The following is a 22,775-nucleotide window of genomic DNA, read 5'->3' as shown; positions in this document are numbered from 1 at the left end:
GCCAACTCATCAAGAACCTCTTTCATTGCGCATACCAGAGTCAGTGTTGGAGCGTTGCCGTCTCAGCGCTAACCGGGAAAAGCATATTCGTTCGAAGTAGCCGCCAGCCCCATCCATTCGGCGCCCGCATGAGCGGGCACCGCCGAACCGGTCGTCCATGCAGAGCGACAAGCGAACAGGGGGCGAGAAACGAAACGATCGCATCTTAGCCAAGCACAGCGGCTCTACAACTGATGGGCCTACCTCGCTCCATAGGAACTCATAACACGATCTTTGTGATCGTTACTGGTGGGGAGCGACCGATGTGACGATTCGTCCGTTCGCGATGGCGTGAGTAACAAACCGTGGATCGTGGACGACGAGCTGTGGGCCGGGTCGAGCTGCTGCTGTCAGCGTGGCCGGAGCGGTCGCCGGGCCGCGTCCGCTGGACGACCGGCTGTGCCTGCAGGGCATCCTATTCGTGCTGTACACCGGTATCACCTGGCAGAGGTGCTGCCCGAACTGGGCTTGGGCTCCGGGAAGACCTGCTGGCGCTGGCTCGGCCGCTGGCAGGAGGCAGGGGTGCTCGCGGCCCTGCACCGCATACTCCTGGCCGAATTGAATGCGGCCGGACTGATCGACTGAACGCGCGTCTGCGTGGACGCCTCCCACGTGCGCGAGAAAAGTAGTTCTCAGCGAGCCGGGCCGTAGCGCCCCGTAGGACCCGCGCCACCATGCAATAGGGCATGACAGCGCGGTGCCGGTCCCGGGTTGGCGGCCCGCGTCCTACCAGCCCAGTGTGCTGCGGCTACAAGAGGGCGGTTCGTGAGTATTTGACCGATTCTGCTGTCACCTGATGGTGTGGGGAGGGGCGGAGTCCGCCCGTCCGGGGGCGGTGCTCTGTTGGGGTGGTGGTGTGAGTGAACGCAAGCCCTACCCAAGCGACTTGACGAACGAGTAGTGGTCGTGATCGAGCCGGTGCTGACTGCATGGAAGGGCCGGTCGGTGAGCGGCCATCAGGGCGTCTACTCGATGCGGGAGATCGTGAACGCGATCCTCTACCAGGGCCGGACCGGCTGCCAGTGGGCCTACCTCCCGCACGACCTGCCGCCGAAGAGTGCGACCTACTACTACTTCGCAGCGTGGCGGGACGACGGGACCGACCGGGTCGTCCATGAACTCCTGCGCTGCCAGGTCCGTGAGCGGGCCCGCCGATTAGAGGACCCGACCCTGGTGGTACTGGACACGCAGAGTGTCCACGCGGCCGCCGGGGTCCCCGCCTCCACGACCGGCCGGGACCCGGCGAAACGAGTGCCGGGCCGCAAACGGGCCCTGGCCGTGGACGTCCTGGGACTGGTCATCGCCGTCATCGTCCTGGCCGCGAACACGCACGACAACGCCGCAGGCATCGCCCTGCTGGACCACGTCGTGGAGAACACCGGCGGCAGCGTCCACAAGGCCCTGGTCGACCAGGGCTTCAAGAAGCAGGTCACCACGTACGGCGGCCTTGTCGGCATCGACGTCGAGACCGTCGAACGCAACCCGCACCAGGCGGGGTTCGTCCCGCAGCCGAAACGCTGGAGGGTCGAACAGACCTACGGGATCCTGAAAGTGCACCGGCGCCTGGTCCGCGACCACGAGCACCGCCCGGCCTCCGCCGCCTCCCGCATCTACTGGGCGATGACCCAGGTCATGGCCCGCCGCCTCACCGGCACGAACACACCCACCCGGCGCAACCCGAAAGCGGTGACGGCGTGAACATCCAACCCCTGCTCGACGCACTCGACCTCCAGGAGAACGCCGCCCACTACGTGCCCGACGGCATCGACGAGCGGGCCCTGAACCAATGCGGCGGCGAGAAGGACTGACCACAACGGCGGTGTCGCGGAGCACGCTGCCCCCGCGACACCGCCGTTCTCGGCCACCGCACTTCCCGCTGTCAAGCGTGGCAGACGATGCCGATCACCGTTACCGCGACGGACTCAGCCAAGCACACCGCGGCGAGGCCGATCTTCAGGGCGATCCGACTACCCTGCCGTCCCGCTCGGCCAGGATGACGCCCTGGCCGATACACATCCGGAAACCGCTGGGAACGCTGCTTCCTCAGCGGAGCGTCGCCCTGTATCGCGAGATCGCGCCCGGGCAACCTCTACCGGTAGTTCCACTCCTCGCTCGGCAGTGAGTGCCAGAGGTCGAGCCAGTTGTGCAGTAGGAAGAGCGGTCGGGTCAGGTTGATGTCGCCCGCGCGTTGGGAACGGATCGCAAGGCCGAGGTCGGGGAAGACCGGGTCGCCGGCGACGCTGTACATCAGAGGGCCGTGCAGTGGCCGGTGAATGAGCCAGTCCTCCAGTTGGGACGGTACGCAGCCGGTCAGCGGAACACCGTCCAGCCGTACCTGGGGACCGGTGAGGGCGTTCACGGCCACGCACTGCAGGCGGTTCATCCGGAAGAGCGCCCTGACTCCAGCGGTGCGGAAGTCGACGTAGATGAGCCTGCGCTCGTAAGTGTCGGGAGCGTGGTAGCCCGAGACAGCCCCCTCTTCGCCGAGGGCGGCGGTGATCTCCTCCAGGGTCATTCCGAAGTGCAGCGGCCCCACCCCGATGTGCGGCGTGAACGTCCACTCGTCGCGCTCCTCGCTTCGGGCGATCCTCCACAGGCCCCGATGCTCCGGCGCGCCTCCCTGGACGGCTGTTGGCGCATCGGGTGCCGGCTCGTGTGGGGCCGTTCGCTCCGGTGCCGCCCGGTCCGGGTGCCATCGGCCCGGGGGTTCCAAGGCGGCGGTGTCCTCCGGCTGCTCGGCCAGCCATCGGATCGCCTGCCCCTGGCCCTCGTCGAACGGGTTGTTCGCCAGCTTGTGCGCCCGGTCCACAGCCGCGCGGTGTTCCTCTTCCGCGGTGGTGAGGTCTGCGATGTCTTCGCCCCAGGTCTCCAACCGCTCCCGCGCGATCCACCGGTAGTACGAGTCCGCGCTCCGGGCCAGCACATCGCGGACGACGGGTGCGTAGCGGAGGATCGACGCGGCAAGGGCGGGATCTGCCAGCAGAAGGGCGGTGGCCGCGACAGCAGCCTCCCTCACCTGCGGATCGTCGTCCTCGCAAAAGGCCGCGACGCGGGTGTGGAGCGTCGGCCGTACAGCGCGAGCGGCGGCAAGATCCTGCGGTGCGCCGGCACCGTCCTCCGGGTCCAGACGAGCGACATCGGCGAACGAGGCCAACCAGTTCAACAGCTCCGCGCGCAGCGGTCGCGTGCCGGCTCTCCGCTCCCACTGTCCGCTGGTGAGCATGCGCGGATCGTCGAGGAGGGCGGAGACGACCAGAGCCGCCGGGGCGGTCGCCGGGAACACCCGCTCCTGGTTGAGGAGCAGCCGGTACAGGTCCCAGACCGCTCGCGCCCGGCGGGTGTGATCGTTGTCGAGTAGTCCTATAAGGATGTCCGGTGTGTCGGGCACGTTGTGCAGACCGGTACAGAAGTGCGGCAACTCACTCCACGCGGTGCCGGTGAGCTCGGCCAAGGCGGGAGACGGTACGGACGCTGCGAGAGCGCTTAAAGGACTGGCGGCTGTTCTGTCGATCACGGCCGCAGTGTTCCAGCCAGCTCCGACACCTGTGGGATGTCAACGCGGATGGGAGATACCCCCTACGTAGGAGCCGTTCGGGAAACGATCTCCAGTGAATCGGAACGCGATCTTCACTGGCCGGTATCGTCCCTGGTCAGCACCGCTCGTGAACGACCCGACATGCGAGCCCACCAATCCCGGAGACCATGTAGAGGGTTCAGGAGTGGGGTCACCTGATCAGGGAACAGCACCACACCTGTAGCACGGCTCAGCCTGGATCAGACCGGCACTGAGCTGGCCAAACCCGCCCTTTCTCACCTCACGCTGCACTCCAGCCCCAGAGAACGCAGGTGGCGCACAGCCTCCATCCGTCCGTGAAGTCGATGGTGGCTCCGTACCGGAACCCGGGCGGGGCGGGGCGGGTGCTTTAGCGCTCGGCGCGGACGACGGCGCCCTTCTGCTCGCTGGCGGCGAGCGCGGTCAGCAGGGCCTGCTCGATCTCGGCGACCTGGGCCGCGCCGCCGCCGGGCAGGTCGGGCGTCGGCTGCTCGGCCAGCTGCTCGCCGTCGGCGGCGGCCGGGGCGGTGTTGGACGCGCCGGTGATGGTCCACTCGCGCCACTGTGTCGCCGGGGCGACATGCGGTCGGAGGAAGCCGCGGGCGATCGCCCGTTCCCACACGGCCAGTTCCTCGCGGACGATCGGCCGGATCTCGATGCCTTGCTGTGCGTCGTTGCCCATCCGCCCACGGTGCGGCGGCCCCCGGAAGCCGGTCATCCGGTTTCCCGCCGCCCGCCCGGGAGCCGCGCCCGCACCCGACGGCACGTCAGGAGCTGTCGGCGGCATCCGAAAGAATGTCCGGCATGACACTGCTTCCCGTCACCGCGCCCGCCTCGCTGGTCCGGCGCCACGCCCTCGACCCGGAGGCCCACGACTGGGGCATGAAGGCGGAGCACGCGGTGGCGACCCCCGCCGGGGACACCTACGTGCTGAGCATCCTGTGGCGGCACGACCGGTACCCCCGCGACCCGGCGGTGCCCCGCTTCAGCGAGCGGATGATCACCCGTTACGACGCCGGCGGGACGCCCGTCGCCACCGCCGTGCTGGAGCAGCACTCGGACGACCGGGTGGCGGCCGTCGGCTGGGGCAACGACGCGAACCTGGCGGTGCTCCCGGACGGCTCGCTGGCGGTCAGCACCAGGCCGGGCAGCACCCACCTGGTCTCCCCCGGGCTGGACGAGGTGCGGGCCGGCTGGCCGATGCCCACGGCGGGCGTGCTCGCGGACGGGCCGGCGGGCGACCCGTTCGCCGCGTCGGTCGCGGTCACGCCGGGCGGGCGGCTGCTGTGCACGACCTCCGAGTTCAAGGTGGACAACTGGGCGGGCGCGATCCTCAACCTGGTCGCCGTCACCGAGCCCGGCGACGTGCTCGCCCCCGGGCACAAGCCGCGGCTGCGCGCGATCGCCACGCTGACCGACCGGACGCCCCGTCAGACCGACGCCGACGCCCAGCCACACGTCGTGTTCGGGGACGCACCGGTGCTGGGGGCCAACCGCCCGTCGCCGTCGCTGGCCGAGGCCCTCACCGAGCTCACCGGGACGCGCCGCAGCCTCTACGGCTACGACCGTTCGTTCATGACCCGGCCGTCCGCGCTCGGCGACGACCTGTTCGTCGTCCCGGTGTACGGCCACACCTTCCGCTCCGGCAGCCGCGGCCAGGAGTTCAGCTTCGCGCTGATCGACGACCGGGGCACGGTCCGCGGCCGGCTGGGCGGCCTGCACCTGTACCAGGACAGCCCGTTCACCGGTTTCGACTTCACCGTCGCCGCCGACCCGTACCGCGCCCGCGCCTTCCACCTCAACCGCTACGGCCTGTACGCCTGGACCGCCGACGGGGCGCTGCGGGCCCGGGTGTCCACCGCCGACAAGCCGTTCAAGCCGCTGGTGCACTTCACCCTGCTCGACTGCACCCCCGCCGGCGAACTCCTCCTGGCCCACCGCAAGCAGCACTTCGTGCTGCGCGTCCCCGTCCCCGCCGACCTCGCCGACCTCCCCGCCGCCGTCGAGGCCACGCTGTCCGGCATCGCCAAGGCCCGCAACGCCGCCAAGAAGCGCTACCAGCCGGTGAATTGGCTCTGGGCGGAGGACACCTCCACCGTCCACCGTCTGTGACCCGGTCGTTCAGGCCGGCTTCCCGGCCGGCCCCGCCGTCGTGGTCTCGACCCAGTTCATCGTCCGGGCCGTCTCGTAGCCGAGCGCGTGGTTGATGCCGATCATGTGGGTGTTGGTGGTGGCGGTGGTGGTGCAGATCAGCTCCAGGTCCGGCCGTTCGGCAGCGATCGTCCGCGTCTGACGGGCCTTCATCGCCCGACCGAGCCCGCGCCCGCGGTGCGCGGCGAGCACCGAGGTGTCGTGGATGTAGCCGATCTCCCGGCGGTGCGGGTAGCTGTGGACGACGTGCACGCCGACCACCTGCCGGGTGCTGTCGTCGACGGCGACGACCACCCGCTGTTCGGCGCCTGCCTGGGCGAGTTCCCGGTCGGCGTCCCGGACCAGTTCGGGCGTCCAGGCGGGCTCCCGGTGGCTCGACCGGCCGGACGGGGCGTCCTGGATCGCCCGCCGGGCCGCGGCGTAGGAGTCGACGAGTTCCTCGGGACAGGCGCCGGTCCACTGCGTCAGCCGGTAGCCGGCCGGGACGGGAACCTCCCACAGCCGTGCGGGAATCGCCGCGAGGCGCAGGACCTGCATCACCATGCTGTGCGTCACCTCGAACCCGAGGCCCGCCGCCCAGGCCGACCCTGCGGAGTCGGGCTTCATCGGCTGGCCGCGGACGATGCCGCGCCCGGACTCCACGACCGCGGGCATCGCGGCCCGCAGCAGCGCCGTCCCGACGCCGAGCCGCCGCAGCTCCTCGGGCGTGCGGACTTCCTGCCGTCGCAGTGTGCCCCGATCCGCCGCCGGCCGAGCGGTTTTGACCCGTCGTCACCGCGGGGCGGGCGGCGTCAGGGGCGGGCGTAGAAGTCGGGGCGGCCCATGATCCAGAGGCTGGCCTGTTTGATGTCGGTGCCCGGGCGGAGGCCTCGATCATCTGGTCGTCGCCGATGTGGAGGGCGACGTGCCACCCCCACCCTCGCCGCCCGCTCCGTCGAGGCCCGCGTCGAACGCGCCGCCACCCACGCGTAGCGCTGGTCGGACCTCGTGTCCGTCACGGCCGTCTTCGACATCGCCTGACTCCCGTACCACCAGCGGAAGATGAAGCATCCGCTGAATCCTCCCAGGTCACTGCCGCACCTGCTCGGCGCGGAGCCCCAGAGTGTTCTGGCCCCTCGTTGGATCGCAAACCACGGTTCGCAGGTCGCCCCCGTTCGGAGGGGGAGGGGCCAGCCGTCGATCGGCGGGGCGAATCGAGTTGTCAACGTCGAGACGGAGCCGACGGCGGCCGCGCCCTGATCCTCACCACCCACGGGCGCGGTCTCCGTAGCCGACCGGCTCGTCTCCACCGCCGACGGGCGCGTCGGCCTCCAGGGTGGCAGTGGCGGTCGGACGCTCCGTCAACTCTTCGGATTCTCCGGCACTCTCTTCTCACGCCTCGCCCTGATCGCCACCGGGCAACTCGCATCCCCGGAGCGGGGGCCAAGGTGCGCAGCCCATCGGCGACGAACGGGTTTCGGTCATACGCGATTTGACGGTGCGCCAGAACTCCGGCCCGACGGGGGCTTCTGCGGAGGGCTTCGATTGCGAGTTCCGTCGACATGGTTGACCGCATTGAAGTGGCCATGGCATTTTCGTGCGGCGCAGACGTGCACCAACCGGTCGCACGTCCGCAATCCCCCACGAGGAGAGCCATGTTCAAGAGATTCGCCGCCGCGCTCGGCGCGGGCGCGGTCGTTGCGGGTGCCCTGACCTTCGGTGCCGCTCCCGCGCAGGCCGTTCAGGCGGGCGACCTGACCTCCACCATCGCGCTGAGCAACTGCTCCGCCTCGCTGGTCCGTTACCCGAGCTCGGTGGACACCGACCGGGCGATGATGCTGACCAACGGCCACTGCCTGCCCACCATGCCGTCGGCCGGCCAGGTCATCCAGAACGCGAGCGCCAGCCGCAGCGGCACGCTGCTCGACTCCTCCGGCACCTCGCTCGGCACCGTCCAGGCGGACAAGGTGCTGTACGCGACGATGACCGGCACCGACGTCGCGCTGTACCAGCTCACCGACACCTTCGCCGCCATCACCTCCAAGTACGGGGCGACCGCGCTGACGATCAGCGACACCCATCCGGTCGACGGGTCGGCGATGTACATACCGTCCTCGTACTGGAAGCAGGTGTGGAACTGCTCGATCAACGGGTTCGTCGGCACCCTGCGCGAGGACCAGTGGACCTGGCACGACTCGCTGCGCTACAGCACGGGCTGCAACACCACGCACGGCACGTCCGGTTCGCCCATCGTCGACGCCGCCAGCAAGAAGGTCGTCGGCATCAACAACACGGGGAACGACGACGGCGCGATGTGCACCATGAACAACCCGTGCGAGGTGGCCGCGGACGGCACCACGACCGTCACCAAGGGCCAGAGCTACGGTGAGGAGACGTACTGGTTCACCACCTGCCTGGGCACCGGCCGGGTCATCGACCTGAACGTCAGCGGCTGCCTGCTGACCAAGCCGGCCGGCGCGGCCGTGTCGGTGACCAACCCGGGTAACCAGTCCACCGTGGTCAACGGTTCGGTCAACCTGCAGATCCAGGCATCCGGCGGCACCGCCCCGCTGAGCTACTCGGCCACCGGCCTGCCCGCCGGCCTGTCGATCAACGCCTCCACCGGCCTGATCAGCGGGACCGCCACCACTTCTGGCGGCTCCTCGGTGACCGTCACCGTCAAGGACGCGGCCAACAAGACCGCCTCCACCACGTTCTCCTGGACGGTCACCACGAACCAGGGCACCTGCACCCCGGCGCAGCTCCTCGGCAACGCGGGCTTCGAGACCGGCACCGCGGCCCCGTGGACCACCACCTCCGGCGTGGTCGACAGCTCCGCCTCGCAGGCCGCGCACAGCGGTTCGTGGAAGGCGTGGATGGACGGCTACGGCTCCAGCCACACCGACAGCATCTCGCAGACCGTCACCATCCCGACCGGCTGCAAGGCGACCCTGAGCTTCTGGCTCCACATCGACACCGCCGAGACCACCACCTCGAGCGCGTACGACAAGCTCACCGTCACGGCGAACGGCACCTCGGTCGCCACGTACTCCAACCTCGACAAGAACACCGGCTACACCCAGAAGACCGCTGACCTGTCGGCCTACGCCGGTCAGTCGGTGACGGTGAAGTTCAACGCCGTCGAGGACGCCTCGCTGCAGACCTCCTTCGTGATCGACGACACCGCGATCCAGACCAGCTGAGCCCCACGGCCCGGCGGAGCCACCCGAACGCTTCCGGTGGATCCGCCGGGCTGAGTCCTCAGCGCGGCGGGGTCGGGTGTCAAGGCGCCCAGCACAGGGTGCGGCCCGCGGCCCCGCCGAGCGACCCGGCGGGCCCCGTCGCCGGGCCCCGTCGCCGGGCCTCGGCGGGGGTCCGGTCGGGGACGGGGGCGCCGGGCCGGGGGACGCCGGGCCTGGGGCCGCCGGGCCGGGGACGCCGTCGGACGGAGGACGGGTCACGCCATCAGGGTCCCAGACGTGTGATCACGACTTCCGTGAGTCGACGACCCGGCGCAGCTTGCCGAGCGAGCGTTCCAGGGTGTCCTGGTCGACGACATCAACGCCGACGGTCATGCCGACGCCGTCCTTGACGCCCTTGGCGAGGGCTGCGGCGGCGGCCCCGCGCTCGTCGGCGCTCGCGTCCGGCCGTGCTTCGACACGCACGGTCATGTGGTCCATGCGTCCGCGCCGGGTCAGTTCCAGCTGGAAGTGCGGGGCGAGGGCGGGGATGCGCAGGACGATCTCCTCGATCTGGGTGGGGAAGACGTTGACGCCGCGCAGGATGATCATGTCGTCGCAGCGGCCGGTGACCTTCTCCATGCGGCGGAAGGCGGGCCGCGCGGTGCCGGGCAGCAGCCGGGTGAGGTCGCGGGTGCGGTAGCGGATGATCGGCAGGGCCTCCTTGGTGAGGGAGGTGAAGACCAGCTCGCCGCTGTCGCCTTCGGGCAGCGCCTCGTCGGAGAGGGGGTCGACGACCTCGGGGTAGAAGTGGTCCTCCCAGATGTGGAGGCCGTCCTTGGTCTCGACGCACTCGCCGGCCACCCCCGGGCCGATCACCTCGGACAGGCCGTAGATGTCGACGGCGTGGATGTCCAGGCGCTCCTCGATCTCACGGCGCATCTCCTCGGTCCACGGCTCGGCGCCGAAGATGCCGATCTCCAGGGAACTGGTGCGCGGGTCGATGCCCTGGCGCTCGAACTCGTCGAGGAGCGTCAGCATGTAGGAGGGGGTGACCATGATGATCCTGGGCCGGAAGTCCTGGATGATCTGGACCTGGCGGGCGGTCATGCCGCCGGAAGCCGGTATGACGGTGCAGCCCGCGCGTTCGGCGCCGTAGTGTGCGCCGAGGCCACCGGTGAACAGTCCGTAGCCGTAGGAGTTGTGCAGGATGTCGCCGGGGCGGCCGCCGGCCCCGCGGATGCACCGGGCCACCATGTCCGCCCACATCGACAGGTCGTTCGCGGTGTAGCCGACCACGGTGGGGCGGCCGGTGGTGCCGCTGGAGGCGTGGATCCGGCGGACGTCCTCCCTCGGGACGGCGAACATGCCGAAGGGGTAGTTGTCGCGCAGGTCGGCCTTGGTGGTGAACGGGAAGCGGACGAGGTCGGCGAGTGTGCGGCAGTCCTCGGGCCGGACGCCGGCCTCGTCGAACTTGCGGCGGTAGAAGTCGACGTTCCGGTAGGCGTGTTCCAGGGTGCTCCGGAGCCGGGTGAGCTGGAGTGCCTTCAGCTCCTCGGGGTCCAGGCGCTCGCCCTCGTCCCGCAGACCGGTCGGGAGTGCGTCGCCCAGTCGCCGGGGCCCGCCGACGGAACGCGTCGTGCCGGTGGTCGTGCTCATCGTGTCTCCTTCACGTCCTTGAGGCTGCGGCTGCGGCCGCGGAACTCCGCGATCACCTCGTCGCCGCGCAGGACGGTGATGTCGTAGATGCCGCTGCGGCCGAATCTGGTGCGCTCGTGTGCCGTCGCCACGAGCAGGTCGCCTTCGCGTGCCGGGGCGACGAAGGTGATGTCGGCGCCCGCCGCGACGGTGACCGGACCGTGGCTGTTGCAGGCGCAGGCGAAGGTGGTGTCGGCCAGCAGGAACAGGTATCCGCCGTGCGCGATGCCGTGGCCGTTGACCATCTGCGGGGTCACCGTCATGGTCGCCGAAGCCGTTCCGTCGGCGGCGGCCAGGAGTTGAATTCCCAGGCTCCGGGACGCCGTGTCCGCGGCGAACATCAGCTGGGCGGGTCCTGCCGCGACCGCGCCGTCGGGTGGTCGATTCATGTGCATTTCACCACTCTTGTCGCCCGACCGAACATTCGGTTACCGTCTCGATTTCGGCCAAGTAATCCAGCATCGGCAGTGCCTGTCAAGAGGTGAGCGCATGTCGCCGAACGCCCAGGATCGACCCGTTTTCTTCGCCGGTTCTCCCCGTCCAATGCGCCACGTCCGCGAAGTCCTTCGCCCGCCTGAACGCCCGGTCGACCTTCGCCCACACCATCGCGTCCCACTCGCCCTGCATCGGTCAGCCACGGCCCCGGGTCCGGACGCTTCCATGGCGTGATCTCCGTCGAGGCCCGCGTCGAACGCGCCGCCACCCACGCGGAGCGCCGGTCGGGGTACAGGACTGGCAGTCGTTCGGCGGGCAGGGATGCGGCCGGCGACGAGAGCAGGCCCTCGCACGGTGGACCAACGGCCCGCACGCGACGATCGGCCCAGTGACCGTCCGGTAGATTCGGCCAGCAGCTGATCGACACAGGGGCGGCCACACGCCGCACGTTCAACGCGGGGGCAGTGGGTGCGGAGCGGACACGCGCAGGACCGTGGCCGGGAGGCCTTGCTGGAGTGCTGGCGAGCGATCGAGCTGTTCAGCCCGCCGGCCATCCCTGCGCTGCGGCGCCGGCGCCGCGCCGCACGCTCCGGACCCGCGGACGAATACGTCGTCGACATGGATCCGCAACCGGGCCGGGAACGGCTGCCGTTGCCGTGGGATCCGCAGCACCCGGACACCGCCAAGCGCCGGGCCCCGTACGGCAAGATGTGGCGCCACGAGGTGTACGGGGGCGTCTTCGACCTGGAGCTGCTGCGCCAGGCAATGATCGCGATGCTGCCCGAAGGAACCGACCCGGATCCCAGGGTACCGCAGGCCGAGCTGGTGTTGCCGGGGCAGAGTGCGATGTTCGCGTTGGTCCTGGACGACGAGGGCCGGCCGATCGAAGACACGTCGGTGATCTCCGCGTGCGCGTGGGCGACCGGTCGACTCTTCGATCCCGGACCGTCCGTACCGGAGTGGCTGGACGGCTTCGAGGACCTGAATGACGCCTTCGGCAACGCGATCGACACGCTGGCCGCCACCCCCGTTCCCTACACCTCGGGCTCCGGACCGGTGCCTGAGCACCAGCCCCACCCGCATGCCCCGACGGCTCCCGCACCGGCGTCAACGGCCTCCGGATGGCGGCAGTTGCTGGCCGAGATCCTGGGTGGCGCCGCCGTGGGCGCGGTGGGGGCACTGTTCGGCGAGGTCGCCGGCGCCGCAGTGCAGGGCGCGACCGAGCCGCTTGTCCGGCGCGCCGCCGACTGGGCGGCTGCCCGCCGTGTCGCCCCGGAGGACGCGGACGACGGCCGGCCGGGCCACACCGAGCGCGGCTCCTCCGCCGAGCCTGCGGCACCCGAGCTTCCGGCACCCGCCCCTGCGGCACCCTCCCCTGGCCCGCCGGCCGGGGAGGATGCCCCGGGTCCCCGGCCTGTGGGTCTCGCCGACCTGGTGGCACTGACCGCGCAGATCGCGGACCTGTGCGGGGTGGAAGCACACCTGCGTCCCCGGGTGATCCGCGTGCGCAGCCGACTGGTCCACCGTCCGCGTGATCCGCGGACGAAGGTCGCCGCCGCCGCGCCGTTCCTGAACAGCCTTCTTCCGCCCGACCTGGCCCGGGTGCGCGCGGCGGCCGGCCAGGGGCTCGGGCCTGCGCTGGACGCCTACCTGACCGAACAGGGCTCGGTGGACATGGCGGCGCGCACCGATGTACGGCAGGTGCGCGAGGCCGTCCTGGCCGGGGTGGCTCCGGCTCTGGTTCCGGCCGGACGGTGGCCCTCACCGGCTCGTTTCCCCCTCGCGTTGAGCCAGCAGTTCGCCGTGGACCGGATGCTCGCCGACCGCGACGGCACCGAGGGCGGGCTGTTCTCGGTGAACGGTCCGCCGGGCACCGGCAAGACCACGATGCTGCGCGACCTGGTGGCCGCCCTGGTGGTCGAGCGTGCAACGGTGATGGCCGGCTTCGACCGACCCGGGCAGGCATTCACCGGCCGTGCCTGGCGGGGCCTGGACCGGCAGGGCAAGCACCGGCGTTACGTCGCCCGGCTGGACCCGCGGCTGACCGGGTTCGAGATCGTGGTCACCTCCTCCAACAACGGCGCGGTGGAGAACATCACCGCGGAACTGCCGGGGCTGGACGCGCTCGACGAGCCCTGGCGGGGCGGCCCGGACCACTTCTCCGATCTCGCCTCGGCACTCCTCGGCGGCGCTCCGGCATGGGGCCTGGTGGCAGCCGTGCTCGGCAACAAGGCCAACCGCAAGGAGTTCGGCGAACGGTTCTGGTGGGGCCGCCTGCCGTCGGACGAGTCCGACGCCCGCACCGCCGCCGGCCTGCCGCCGCTCACCGGCATGAAGGCGATCCTCAGCAGCTGGATCCCGCCGAACTCGCCAACTTACCGACAGAACCCGGCCGTTGGGACCGGCGCTGCCCCGACCGCGGCCCCGACCGCGGCCCCGGCCCGGCCCGTGCCGTCGTGGCGTGAGGCCGTCGCCGCGTTCCGCGTGGCCGAGGCCGAGGTGGAGCGCCTGCGCGGTCAACGAACCCGCCTGGCCACCGAGTTGGAGGCCGTCGAATCCCCGCGCGCCCGGCAGCGGATCACGGATCTGGACGCCGCGATCGCGCTGGCCGACGAACGGGTGGCCACCTCCGTGACCCGCCTGGCCGCGGCCAACGCCGCCGTCGCCTCCGCCCGTGCCGCCACCGCGACGGCCGAGGCCGAGCTCCGCGCGGCCGGCGGACTGGTACCCGCAGCCCGCCAGGAGCTGGCAGCCGCCCGCGCACGCCTGTCCGGCGCGCGGGAACGGGCCGCGCACCACCGCGAGTACGTGGACGCGCTGACCACCCGCTACGACGCTTCCCCCACCGTCGAACGCGGTATGCGCGGCGGTCTGCGCCGACTGCTGCAGAGCACCGCCGACCGGCAGGCCGCCGAGCAGCAGCGCGAACGCACCCAGGCCGAGATCCTTCACCTGCTCGTCCAGCAGCGACGCGCCCTCGACGACGCCGTGGAGCAGGTCGCCGACGCCGTCCACATCGAAGCCCTGGCCGCCGGCCTGCACGCCGACGCCGACCGCGTGGTCGCCGACGCCGCGACCGCACTCGCCAACGCACAGACCCGCGAGCAGGCCGCCCTCGCCCGGGAGAACGCGGCCAGCGCCGACCTCGCGGCCGCCCGCACCGCCGCGACGGCGGCCCGGCGCGACCTGGACGCCGCCGTCGCCGACCTCAGCGTCCGCCACCGCCAACTGCGGGATGCCGCATCGACGTTGCCCTCCCTGCCGCTCGACTGGCTCCACCTCGACGAGCGCGAGCAGGAACTCGGCTCGCCGTGGTCCGACGAGGCCTGGTCGATCGCCCGCAGTGACCTGTTCCTGCGTGCCCTCGACCTGCACCGCGCCCTCGTCGCCGGGGCAGCCAAGCAGGTCCACGGGAACCTCCAGGTCCTCATGGAGCTGATGACGAACACCAACGGGCCGATCCCCGACGAGGAGGTCGAGCGCGCCTGGCAGACCCTCTTCCTCCTGATCCCGGTCGTCTCCACCACCTTCTCCTCCATCGGCAGCATGTTCGCCCGTCTCGGCCAGGGCACCATCGGCTGGGTCCTCGTCGACGAAGCCGGCCAGGCCACCCCGCAAGCCGCCGTCGGCGCCCTGTGGCGCGCCTGCCGCGCTGTCCTCGTCGGCGACCCCCTCCAGCTCGAACCCGTCGTCACCATGCCCACCGTCCTGCAACGCCGGCTGCTTGGTGCCTACGGCGTCGACGACCAGTGGCTGCCCTCGGCCACCTCCGCCCAGGCCGTCGCCGACCGGACCAACCGTTACGGCACCTACCTGCCCGCTCCTGACGGCGACGACGAACACGTCTGGGTCGGCTCCCCCTTGCGCGTCCACCGCCGTTGCGGAGAGCCGATGTTCACCATCAGCAACGAGGTCGCCTATGGCGGCCTCATGGTCTACGGCACGCCACGCAAGGCCTTCCCCGACGAGGAACGCGACGGCCTGCTGCCGAGCCGCTGGCTCAACACCGACGACCCCACCCGGCCACCGGACGCCCCCTGGGGAGAACGCGACCGCCGTGCCTTCGAGTTCGTCCTCGACCGCCTGGACCAGCACGGCATCGATCTCACCCGGCTGCGCATCATCGCCCCCTTCCGCTCACTCGTCTCCGAGTGCAAGAAGATCTGCGGCGATCGCCCCGGCTGGACCTTCGAGGTCCTCGACGAACGCTGCGCCACCGTCCACCGGGCCCAGGGCAAGGAAGCCGACGTCGTCATCCTCGTCCTCGGCGGCGGCCGGCCCGGCGCCCGGGGCTGGGCCGCCCGCACCCCACACCTGCTCAATGTCGCCGCCAGCCGCGCCAAACACCGCCTGTACGTCATCGGGGAACGGAGCCTGTGGGCCCCACTCCCCCACTTCGACGTCCTGTCCGGCGAGGTCGAGGAGTTCGACCACATCCGCGACCGAACCGCCTGGCCTTCGGGGGCAGTCGGCCAAGGGCTTGTCGGTGGGACTCGCTAGCGTTCGCCTCTTGATCATCAGTTCGAGGAGAGGGGCGTGGCTGTGCGGCGCTCGGAGTTCGTCGAGGGCGGCTCGGACAGGGCCGTCGGCCCCGAGGACGAGGACGTCTTCGTCATGCCGGACGCCTGGCGTCGGGCCCTGATCCCGCGCCGGGGCGGCATTCCCCGGAAGCCGTCCGCGCCGGGGAAGAGCCCGGTGACCTCGTACCGCGACGGGCTGCGGCAGCGGGGGGACCGGCTGGAGCAGGCGCTCACCTCGGAGCACAGTGACCCGGAGCTGGTCGCGGCCGCCCGCGCCCACCGGTCCGGCAGCCGGGACCCGCTCGGTGCGGCAGTGCTCGCCGCCGTGTTCTCGTATCCCCGCTGCAACGAGGTCGGCGTGGCCGTGGACGCCTGGGTGGCGGAGTTCGGCCTGCCGTTCGCGGCCAGGGCCACCGTCGAGCTGTTCGCGACGGCTGTCGAGACCGACTGGATCAACCAGCTGTCCGTCCACCCCCGCGTCCGGCACGGGGCCGACCAGAGGCGCGGCGGGTACCGTCCCGCTGCGGACCGGGTCCGGTCGCTGCTGGCGGACTGTGACGAGGAGACCCACCGCGCGGCGGTCGAGGCCCTGACGGGCTGCCGGAACGACCTGACCCGCCTGGTGGTGGCGGCGTACCTGGTGCCGTCCGAGACCGCCTGGGTGAAGGAGTGCGTCGCGTCGGGCTCCCGACTGGACGGCGTCGAGTGGTCGATGCTGCTGTGCTCGCTCTCCTCGGCGGAGCCGTTGGAGAAGCTCCCCCCGCTGCCGAGCCTGGGCTATGACGGTTGGTCCACCGAGATCATCGCGACCGTGGTGCAGGGCCTCGGCGGCGGCGCAGCACCGGTGATGCTGCACGACCTGACCACCAGCTACCACCACAAGGACGGCAGGAAGCGGATCCTGGACGCGCTCGCCGAGCTCCCCTCCGACGAGGGCTTCCGGGGGCTGCTGACCCAGCAGGACGGCATCAAGTCCACCCGCGCTGCCCTGCTGGCCGGCGTCCGCCGCTTCCCCCGGCGTGCTCTGCGCCTGCTCGCCGAGGCCGCGGTGGCCTCCACCGACCCGGCCACGCAGCAGCTCGCCCGGCAGCTCCTCACCGGCCACGTCGCGGTTCACCGCGCGACCGCGCTCGAACTGCTGCCGGAGCTGACGCCGGAGCAGGCGGCCCTGGTGGAGCCGCTCACCGACCTCGGCGAGCGGGTGCCGGAGGTCGGCCCCGACTCGCTGCCGGAGCTGTTCACCAGCCCGCCGTGGACGCGGCCGCGCTCCGCCGGCAAGCCCCGTGCACTGACCGGCCTCGCCGCGCCGCAGGAACCGCAGATGCGGTGGCTGCCGGGTGAGCGCGAGGCGTGGGCGGTGATCTCCGAGCCCGGGTACACGCGCTGGTCGGACGACGACTGGCAGCGGGTCGCGGCCACGATCCGGGCCAGGATCGGGCAGCCCGAGGCCATGCGACTGCCCGGCGAACAGTACGCCGAGCTCGGGCTGTTCGTGCACGGCAAGGAGGAGTTGGCCAGGCCCCTGATCGCGCACTGGAGCGTCGGTGAGCGCGTCGGGTACGCCGGGGACGACCTGCGCCGGGTCGCCGCCCGCTTCGGGACGGACGCTCTCGAACCGATCCTGGCCGCGGCGATGAGGAACCCGGCCACGCTCGCGCCCCTGCTGCTTCCGTACCTGGACGCCCGGGTGGCCGAGACCATGGCGGACTGGCTGGTGCGCCTCAAGTCGGCCGGGAACACCGCGAGTTCCTGGTTCGTCCGACACGGCACGGACGCGGCCCGGTTGCTGCTGCCCGCCGCGCTCGGGAAGGCCGGGGCAGCCCGGTTCGGCGCCGAGCAGGCCCTGCGGGTGATCGCCGAGGCGCACGGCGCGGCCGCGGTGCGGGCGGTGGCCGGCGAGTTCGGGCCGAAGGCGGAGGAGGCCGTGGGCACGCTGCTGTCGGCCGACCCGCTGGTGACCGCGCTCCCGGCGAAGCTGCCCCCGCCCTGCGACTGGGCGGAGCCGGTGACGCTGCCGCAGCTGCTGCTGCGCGGCGGCGAGCGCGCCCTGCCCACCGAGGCGGTGCGGCACGTGCTCACCATGCTCGCGCTGTCCGGCCCCAAGGCGTTCTACCCCGGCCTCGACGAGGTGGCCCTGCTGTGCGAGCCGCAGTCGTTGACGGAGTTCTGCTGGGCGGTGTTCGAGCAGTGGCGGCTGGCCGGCATGCCCGCCCAGGACGGCTGGGCGCTGCACGTGCTCGGCCGGTTCGGTGACGACGGGACGGTCCGCCGGCTGACGCCGGTGCTCCGCGCCTGGCCGGGCGAGGGGGCCCACCACCGTGCGGTGGACGGCCTGGAGGTGCTGGCCGCCATCGGCACCGACGTGGCTCTGCTGCATCTGCACGGCATCGCGCAGCGGGTGAAGTTCAAGGCGCTCAAGACCCGGGCCCAGGAGAAGATCTCCGAGGTGGCGGCCGGTCTCGGCCTGACCGGGGAGCAGCTGTCCGACCGCCTGGTCCCGGACTTCGGGCTGGAGGCCGACGGGACCACCGTCATCGACTACGGCACCCGGACGTTCACGGTCGGCTTCGACGAGCAGCTCAAGCCGTACCTGCTCGACGCGGCCGGCGCCCGCCGCAAGGACCTGCCCGCCCCGGGGGCGCGGGACGACGCCGAGCTGGCGCCCGCCGAGCGCAAGCGCTTCGCCGCGCTCAAGAAGGACGTCCGCACGGTGGCGGGAGACCAGATCCGCCGCCTGGAGGAGGCGATGGTCACTGGGCGCTCTTGGACGGCACAGGAGTTCGACCAGCTCTTCATCGGGCATCCGCTGCTGTGGCACCTGGTGCGCCGCCTGGTGTGGCTGTCCGGGACGGACGGCACGGTGACGGCGTTCCGCGTCGCCGAGGACCGCACCCTGGCGGACGTCCGGGACGAGGCGTTCACGCTGCCGGCCACGGCCTCCGTCCGGCTGGCGCACCCGCTCCTGCTCGGCGACGGCCTCGGCAACGGCCTCGCCGGCTGGTCGGAGCTGTTCGCCGGCTACGAGATCCTGCAGCCGTTCCGTCAACTCGGCCGCCCGGTGTACACGCTGACCGACGAGGAGCGGGCCGGCCACCGCCTGACCCGCTTCGAGAACGGTCCGGTGCTGCCCACCGCCCGGCTGGTCGGCATGGAACGACGCGGCTGGCGCCGCGGCGAGCCCGCGGACAACGGCATCGAACGCTGGCTGTCCCGCCGGGTCGGCCCCGACCTCTACGTAGTGATCGCCCCGGACGAGGGCATCGCCGTCGGCATGCACGACTCCTACCCCGAGCAGCATCTGGAAACGGTGTGGCTCGACAGGCGCCCGGGCGACTACTGGACCCACAACCGCACCTTCCCGACCTTCGCCGAGCTCGACCCGGTGATCGCCTCCGAGGTGATCGCCGACCTCACCGAACTGACCAAGCGGTGACACCCCACCACCCTCTCGACCAACACCCCGGGAAGGTTGCCATGACCACGACCACCGCCGAGGAGGAGCTTCAGCAGCCGCCCGCCGAGGTTCGGTAGGCCGAGAAGCCGGCGGCATCGCCCGCCGAAGACCGCGCCCCGTGCCCGCCCCGTGCCCGCACCGGGAGCCGAGCCTGCGCACGGTCCGCCGGTTCGTCGTCGGCGACGAGGCCCCTCCATCACCCGCGAGTTCGTCGGGGGCCGACGGTCCGCGTAACGCGCACCCGACGAGCTTGGAACACACGTCGTCTGTCGTACCCGTGTCTCAAGTTCGGCGGGTAGGTACCAGCCTTCGCTGGTGGGTGCCAGGAGGAGGTGTCGGATGCGGAGTGGGCGGTGGTGCGGCCGCTGCTGTCGTTGCCGGGCCGGGTGCGCGGGCCGAGCAGGATCCGGAGCCGAGCGCGAGCGTGATCGACTCCCGGTCGGTCAAGGCGAACGCCGTCGTCGGCCCTGACAGCCGCGGCCTCGACGGCGGCAAACGGGTCAACGGCCGCAAGCGGCACGCGATGGTCGAAACCCTCGGCCTGCCGCTGGGGGCGATGGTCACCGCGGCGGACATCGGCGACCGCGCCGCCGCCCGGGTGCTGCTCGGCCGAGTCGCCGCCGCGCACCACCTGCTGGCGCTGGTCCGGGCCGGCGGCGGCTACCTCGGCAGCCCCCGGCGGGCGGTGGGCGACGTGCGCGGGAGTCCTTTCGCCGGGTGCGGAGAAACCCTTTGCCCGCATGGTTCGCGTGACGAAGAAAATGGCGGCGATCCGTTTCCCGGAGGAGGAGGCCCGGGAATGCGCCGAGAAATCTCGGAGCCCGCTCGCCATCCGCCATGCAATCACCTTCGGCCCGCATTCCGCCAGGAGGAACATCAGGCGGAAACCATGGGGAAGTTCCAGCAGAAGCCGCACTGAACAGGCAAGATCGGCGAGAAACAGCCGGAGTGGCTTGATCGTACGTCAGTTGACTGTCGCGCCTGACGGTATTTGCGATATACCGTCCCGGGCACTTCCTGCCCGGCAATCCGCCAATCTCCTCCTGGCGTGATCACCTGCCGACCTCGAATCTCGAATGAGGGGAAATCACATGGCAATCGGACGACGGCAACTCCTCACCTCCGTCGCGCTGACCGCCCTCGCCGCACCCGTCCTGGCCAACGGGAACACGACCCGCGCCGCCGCGGCCACGGATACGGGTACGGGCACGGGCACGGGCACGGGTACGGCCGCGCGGATGGCCGCCGACTCCGGGCCGCTGTTCATGCAGGTCGTCGCCCACGAGGACGACGACATCCTGTTCATGAACCCGGACCTGTCCAACGCCCTCGCCAACGGCACGCCGTCCGTCACGGTGTTCGTCACCGCAGGGAACATCACCGGCGACCCGTGCGCGGGCGGCTGCTGGGACCCGGCCGGCGACCCGCTGCGCACCTGGAACCGCCAGATGGGCGCCGTCAACGCCTACTCCCGGATGAGCGGGGTCGGCGACAACGACCCGGCGACCGACGAGATCGGGCGCTGGGTGGTCGAGGCGTGGACGGTCGCGGGCAAGCAGGTCGAGCGGTACATGCTCAGGGACCGGTCGGTTCACCTGATCTTCCTCAACCTGCACGACGCCGGGCTCGCCAACGTGCTGAACGGCGGCACCGACACCACGGTCGTCCCGAAGGACAGCCCGCTGTCCGGGCCGTCGGCCTACACGGCGGCGGACGTCGTCGAGGTGCTGCGGCAGATCATGGTGACGTACCGGCCGACCGTGCTCCGGGCCCAGGACGAACTCCCGGACACCCGCTACAAGGACGACCACTCGGACCACATCTCCGCCGCGAAGTTCGCAGGCATGGCGGCGAGCCAGTACGGCGGCTCGCTGATCCAGGTGAACTACCGGGACTACAACATCAGCGACTGCCCGGTGAACCTCGACCCGGCGACGGTCGGCGCAAAGGGTGTGTTCGTCTCCGAGTACGCCAGCCACGACCACTCGGGGAACTACGAGACCGCCTGGTTCTCCCGGATGTACTACCGCTGGTCGCGGGGCACCTCCTGGGCCGGGCTGAACCAGGACGGCCGGCCGCAGGTCTTCGTCGTCCGGGCGGGCTCCCTCTACACGTACTGGCGCCAGGGAGACGGCAGTTGGGGCGGCCCGGCGCGGTTCGCCGACCCGGGCGGGCGGCTGGCGCCGGGCATCGCCGTCGGCACCAACGCGGACGGCCGGATGGAGGTCTTCGCCCGCCGCCTGACCGACCACCACATCGTCTCCGTCCCGCAGACCACGCCCAACGGCGTGTGGCGGGACAGCTGGGCCGACCTCGGCAACCCCAACGCCGGGCTCAGCAACGCGGGCCAGGTCGGCGTGCCCGCGGTGGTCGCCTCCCAGGACGGCCGGCTGGAGCTCTTCGTCAAGAACGGCGGCGGCGGCCTCAGCGCGATCCGGCAGACCAGCCCGAACGGCGCCTGGACGACCACTTGGGACGACCTGCGCGGCACCGACATCCAGGACCCGGTCACCGCGATCCGCAACGGCGTCGGGAGGATCGAGGTCTTCGCCAGCACCCGCGACGGGGTCGTCAACTGGTGGCAGACCGCTCCGAACGACGCCATCAACGGCCCGGGCCCGATCCCGAACTCCCGGCCGGCCAGCCCGCCCAAGGCCGCGCTCGACCAGGACGGCCGCATCGAACTCGCCTACCGCGAGGCCGGCACCGGCGCGATGCTCGTCAGCTACCAGACCCAGCCCGGCGGACCGTGGAGCCAGTACCCGACCAGCCTCGGCGGCCACCAGGGCGTGGGCGAGCCGGCGATGGCCAACCTCGGCGGGCGGGTCGTCCTGTTCGAACGCAACGGCGGCGGCGGCGTGAGCACCACCGCCCAGACCGCCCCGAACGCCGGCTACGGCGCCTGGCAGGACCTCGGCGGCACCGTCCTCGACTACCCGACCGCACTCGTCGACGGCGCCGGTGTCCTGTACGTCTTCGCCATCGGGACGGACGGCCGCGTCTACTACCGCACGGGCACGACGCCCACCAGCCTCGGCGGCTGGCAGGCCATGCCCCTGTGACCGCCGGTCCCGCCGACCGGTCGGGCACCTTCCCGACCGGCCGGCGGGCCGGGTCCGCGGAAGCGCCGGTGGGAGCGCTCTCACCGTTGCTGAGAGGCCGTCACGTCCCGTTGTTCCTTGCTGAACCAGTGGCGCGTGTCGCGGCTGACCTGGACATTAGGTGCTGCTACGCTCCCGATCCGTGTGGGATCGCTCCCATACATCACCAAGATTCTGGGGGGTGACGTGTCGAAGGCACAACAAGGGGATTCGGCATTCGGGGGCATGCTGAGGGCGCTCCGTCGTGAAGTGGGATTCACACATGAGGAACTCGCCCGGCGTTCCCGGGTGAGTGTGAGGACGATCAGCGACATCGAGCGGGGCCGGGTGCGCCGACCGCAGCGCCGCTCCGTCCAGCAGCTCGCGGAGGCGCTCGGCCTGGGGTCCTCGCGATTGGAATGGTTCCTCCGCGCCGCACGAGCCGTTCCCGGCAGCGGGCTCGATCAGCCGGACGGGAGCCGTCACGAGACCCCGGCCGCCGGGGAGGTCGGCGAACAGCCGTCCGCAGTGGTCGTGATGGTCCTGCCGTTGAACGCGATCGGCGAGAGCGGTCCGTGCTGTCGGCGCCGCCGACGCTGTCCGCAACCCCGCCCGGCCGGCCCCCGCCACCTGCGCCGGGCGGGCTGACGGCCAGCTACGACCTGGAGTGGGCAACTGAAGTGCCCC

Annotated in this window: 11 protein-coding genes and 4 pseudogenes; 10 read left to right on the top strand and 5 right to left on the bottom strand. The window is 71.3% G+C overall.

Annotated features, from left to right (window positions below):
* Positions 1-288: 288 nt before the first annotated feature.
* Both ACFYS8_RS15165 and ACFYS8_RS15160 read left to right on the top strand, forming a co-directional pair.
* Positions 289-621 (top strand): annotated as a pseudogene (locus tag ACFYS8_RS15165) (transposase); the annotation flags it as partial.
* 274 nt (positions 622-895) lie between these two features.
* A pseudogene (locus tag ACFYS8_RS15160) lies at positions 896-1,737 on the top strand (IS5 family transposase).
* Positions 1,738-2,128: 391 nt separating this feature from the next.
* Here the strand turns inward: ACFYS8_RS15160 and ACFYS8_RS15155 are convergent.
* Entirely contained in the window at positions 2,129-3,490 is a 1,362-nt protein-coding gene (locus ACFYS8_RS15155; protein WP_387640872.1) for a hypothetical protein, read from the bottom strand.
* A 472-nt stretch (positions 3,491-3,962) separates the two neighbouring features.
* Positions 3,963-4,274: a hypothetical protein gene (locus tag ACFYS8_RS15150; protein ID WP_387640869.1), complete on the bottom strand. Its 312-nt coding sequence runs from the start codon at positions 4,272-4,274 to the stop codon at positions 3,963-3,965.
* 122 nt (positions 4,275-4,396) lie between these two features.
* Here ACFYS8_RS15150 and ACFYS8_RS15145 point away from each other — a divergent pair, with 122 nt between their 5' ends.
* On the top strand, positions 4,397-5,704 hold the full coding sequence (locus tag ACFYS8_RS15145) for a hypothetical protein (RefSeq protein WP_387640867.1): 1,308 nt from the start codon (positions 4,397-4,399) through the stop codon (positions 5,702-5,704).
* Positions 5,705-5,713: 9 nt separating this feature from the next.
* Here ACFYS8_RS15145 and ACFYS8_RS15140 read toward each other — a convergent pair whose 3' ends face one another.
* Positions 5,714-6,397 carry a GNAT family N-acetyltransferase gene (locus tag ACFYS8_RS15140; RefSeq protein ID WP_387640864.1) on the bottom strand — a complete coding sequence of 228 codons (684 nt, stop codon included), beginning with the start codon at positions 6,395-6,397 and terminating at the stop codon, positions 5,714-5,716.
* 887 nt (positions 6,398-7,284) lie between these two features.
* Between ACFYS8_RS15140 and ACFYS8_RS15135 the strand changes: the two are divergent.
* Both ACFYS8_RS15135 and ACFYS8_RS15130 read left to right on the top strand, forming a co-directional pair.
* Positions 7,285-7,995, top strand: a pseudogene (locus tag ACFYS8_RS15135) (serine protease); the annotation flags it as partial.
* A 201-nt stretch (positions 7,996-8,196) separates the two neighbouring features.
* Positions 8,197-8,925, top strand: a pseudogene (locus ACFYS8_RS15130) (putative Ig domain-containing protein); the annotation flags it as partial.
* Between the two features lie 282 nt (positions 8,926-9,207).
* Here the strand turns inward: ACFYS8_RS15130 and paaK are convergent.
* A complete protein-coding gene (gene paaK, locus ACFYS8_RS15125; protein WP_387640861.1) occupies positions 9,208-10,560 on the bottom strand; it encodes a phenylacetate--CoA ligase PaaK in 1,353 nt (450 codons plus the stop codon).
* Entirely contained in the window at positions 10,557-10,988 is a 432-nt protein-coding gene (paaI, locus tag ACFYS8_RS15120) for a hydroxyphenylacetyl-CoA thioesterase PaaI (RefSeq protein ID WP_387640858.1), read from the bottom strand. Before paaI ends, paaK begins: the two co-directional genes overlap by 4 nt.
* 664 nt (positions 10,989-11,652) lie before the next feature.
* On the opposite strand from paaI, the gene ACFYS8_RS15115 reads away from it, so the two are divergent.
* The 5 genes from ACFYS8_RS15115 to ACFYS8_RS15095 all read left to right on the top strand — a co-directional run bounded on the left by ACFYS8_RS15115 (position 11,653) and on the right by ACFYS8_RS15095 (position 22,736).
* A complete protein-coding gene (locus ACFYS8_RS15115) occupies positions 11,653-15,534 on the top strand; it encodes an AAA domain-containing protein (RefSeq protein ID WP_387640857.1) in 3,882 nt (1,293 codons plus the stop codon).
* Positions 15,535-15,570: 36 nt separating this feature from the next.
* The gene (locus tag ACFYS8_RS15110) at positions 15,571-18,987 is read left to right on the top strand and encodes a DUF4132 domain-containing protein (RefSeq protein ID WP_387640855.1); all 3,417 of its coding nucleotides are present in this window, start codon (positions 15,571-15,573) and stop codon (positions 18,985-18,987) included.
* A gap of 139 nt (positions 18,988-19,126) precedes the next feature.
* Positions 19,127-19,927 carry a transposase gene (locus ACFYS8_RS15105; RefSeq protein WP_387640853.1) on the top strand — a complete coding sequence of 267 codons (801 nt, stop codon included), beginning with the start codon at positions 19,127-19,129 and terminating at the stop codon, positions 19,925-19,927.
* 172 nt (positions 19,928-20,099) lie between these two features.
* Positions 20,100-22,070 (top strand): PIG-L family deacetylase, encoded by a 1,971-nt coding sequence (locus tag ACFYS8_RS15100; RefSeq protein ID WP_387640850.1) that lies wholly within the window; start codon positions 20,100-20,102, stop codon positions 22,068-22,070.
* Between the two features lie 264 nt (positions 22,071-22,334).
* Entirely contained in the window at positions 22,335-22,736 is a 402-nt protein-coding gene (locus tag ACFYS8_RS15095) for a helix-turn-helix domain-containing protein (protein WP_387642120.1), read from the top strand.
* The last annotated feature ends 39 nt before the right edge of the window (positions 22,737-22,775 follow it).

Source organism: Kitasatospora sp. NPDC004615 (assembly GCF_042873545.1).
In the GTDB taxonomy this organism is placed as follows: Bacteria; Actinomycetota; Actinomycetes; order Streptomycetales; family Streptomycetaceae; genus Kitasatospora.
The sequence above is the reverse complement of the archived record's forward strand: the minus strand, read 5'-3'. Positions and strand labels throughout refer to the sequence as shown.

Coding starts and splice junctions, on each gene's coding strand:
- ACFYS8_RS15150 (WP_387640869.1), bottom strand. CDS start 4,274: ATGGGCAACGACGCACAGCAAGGCATCGAGATCCGGCCGATCGTCCGC.
- ACFYS8_RS15145 (WP_387640867.1), top strand. CDS start 4,397: ATGACACTGCTTCCCGTCACCGCGCCCGCCTCGCTGGTCCGGCGCCAC.
- ACFYS8_RS15140 (WP_387640864.1), bottom strand. CDS start 6,397: ATGCCCGCGGTCGTGGAGTCCGGGCGCGGCATCGTCCGCGGCCAGCCG.
- paaK (WP_387640861.1), bottom strand. CDS start 10,560: ATGAGCACGACCACCGGCACGACGCGTTCCGTCGGCGGGCCCCGGCGA.
- paaI (WP_387640858.1), bottom strand. CDS start 10,988: ATGAATCGACCACCCGACGGCGCGGTCGCGGCAGGACCCGCCCAGCTG.
- ACFYS8_RS15115 (WP_387640857.1), top strand. CDS start 11,653: ATGGATCCGCAACCGGGCCGGGAACGGCTGCCGTTGCCGTGGGATCCG.
- ACFYS8_RS15100 (WP_387640850.1), top strand. CDS start 20,100: ATGGCAATCGGACGACGGCAACTCCTCACCTCCGTCGCGCTGACCGCC.
- ACFYS8_RS15095 (WP_387642120.1), top strand. CDS start 22,335: ATGCTGAGGGCGCTCCGTCGTGAAGTGGGATTCACACATGAGGAACTC.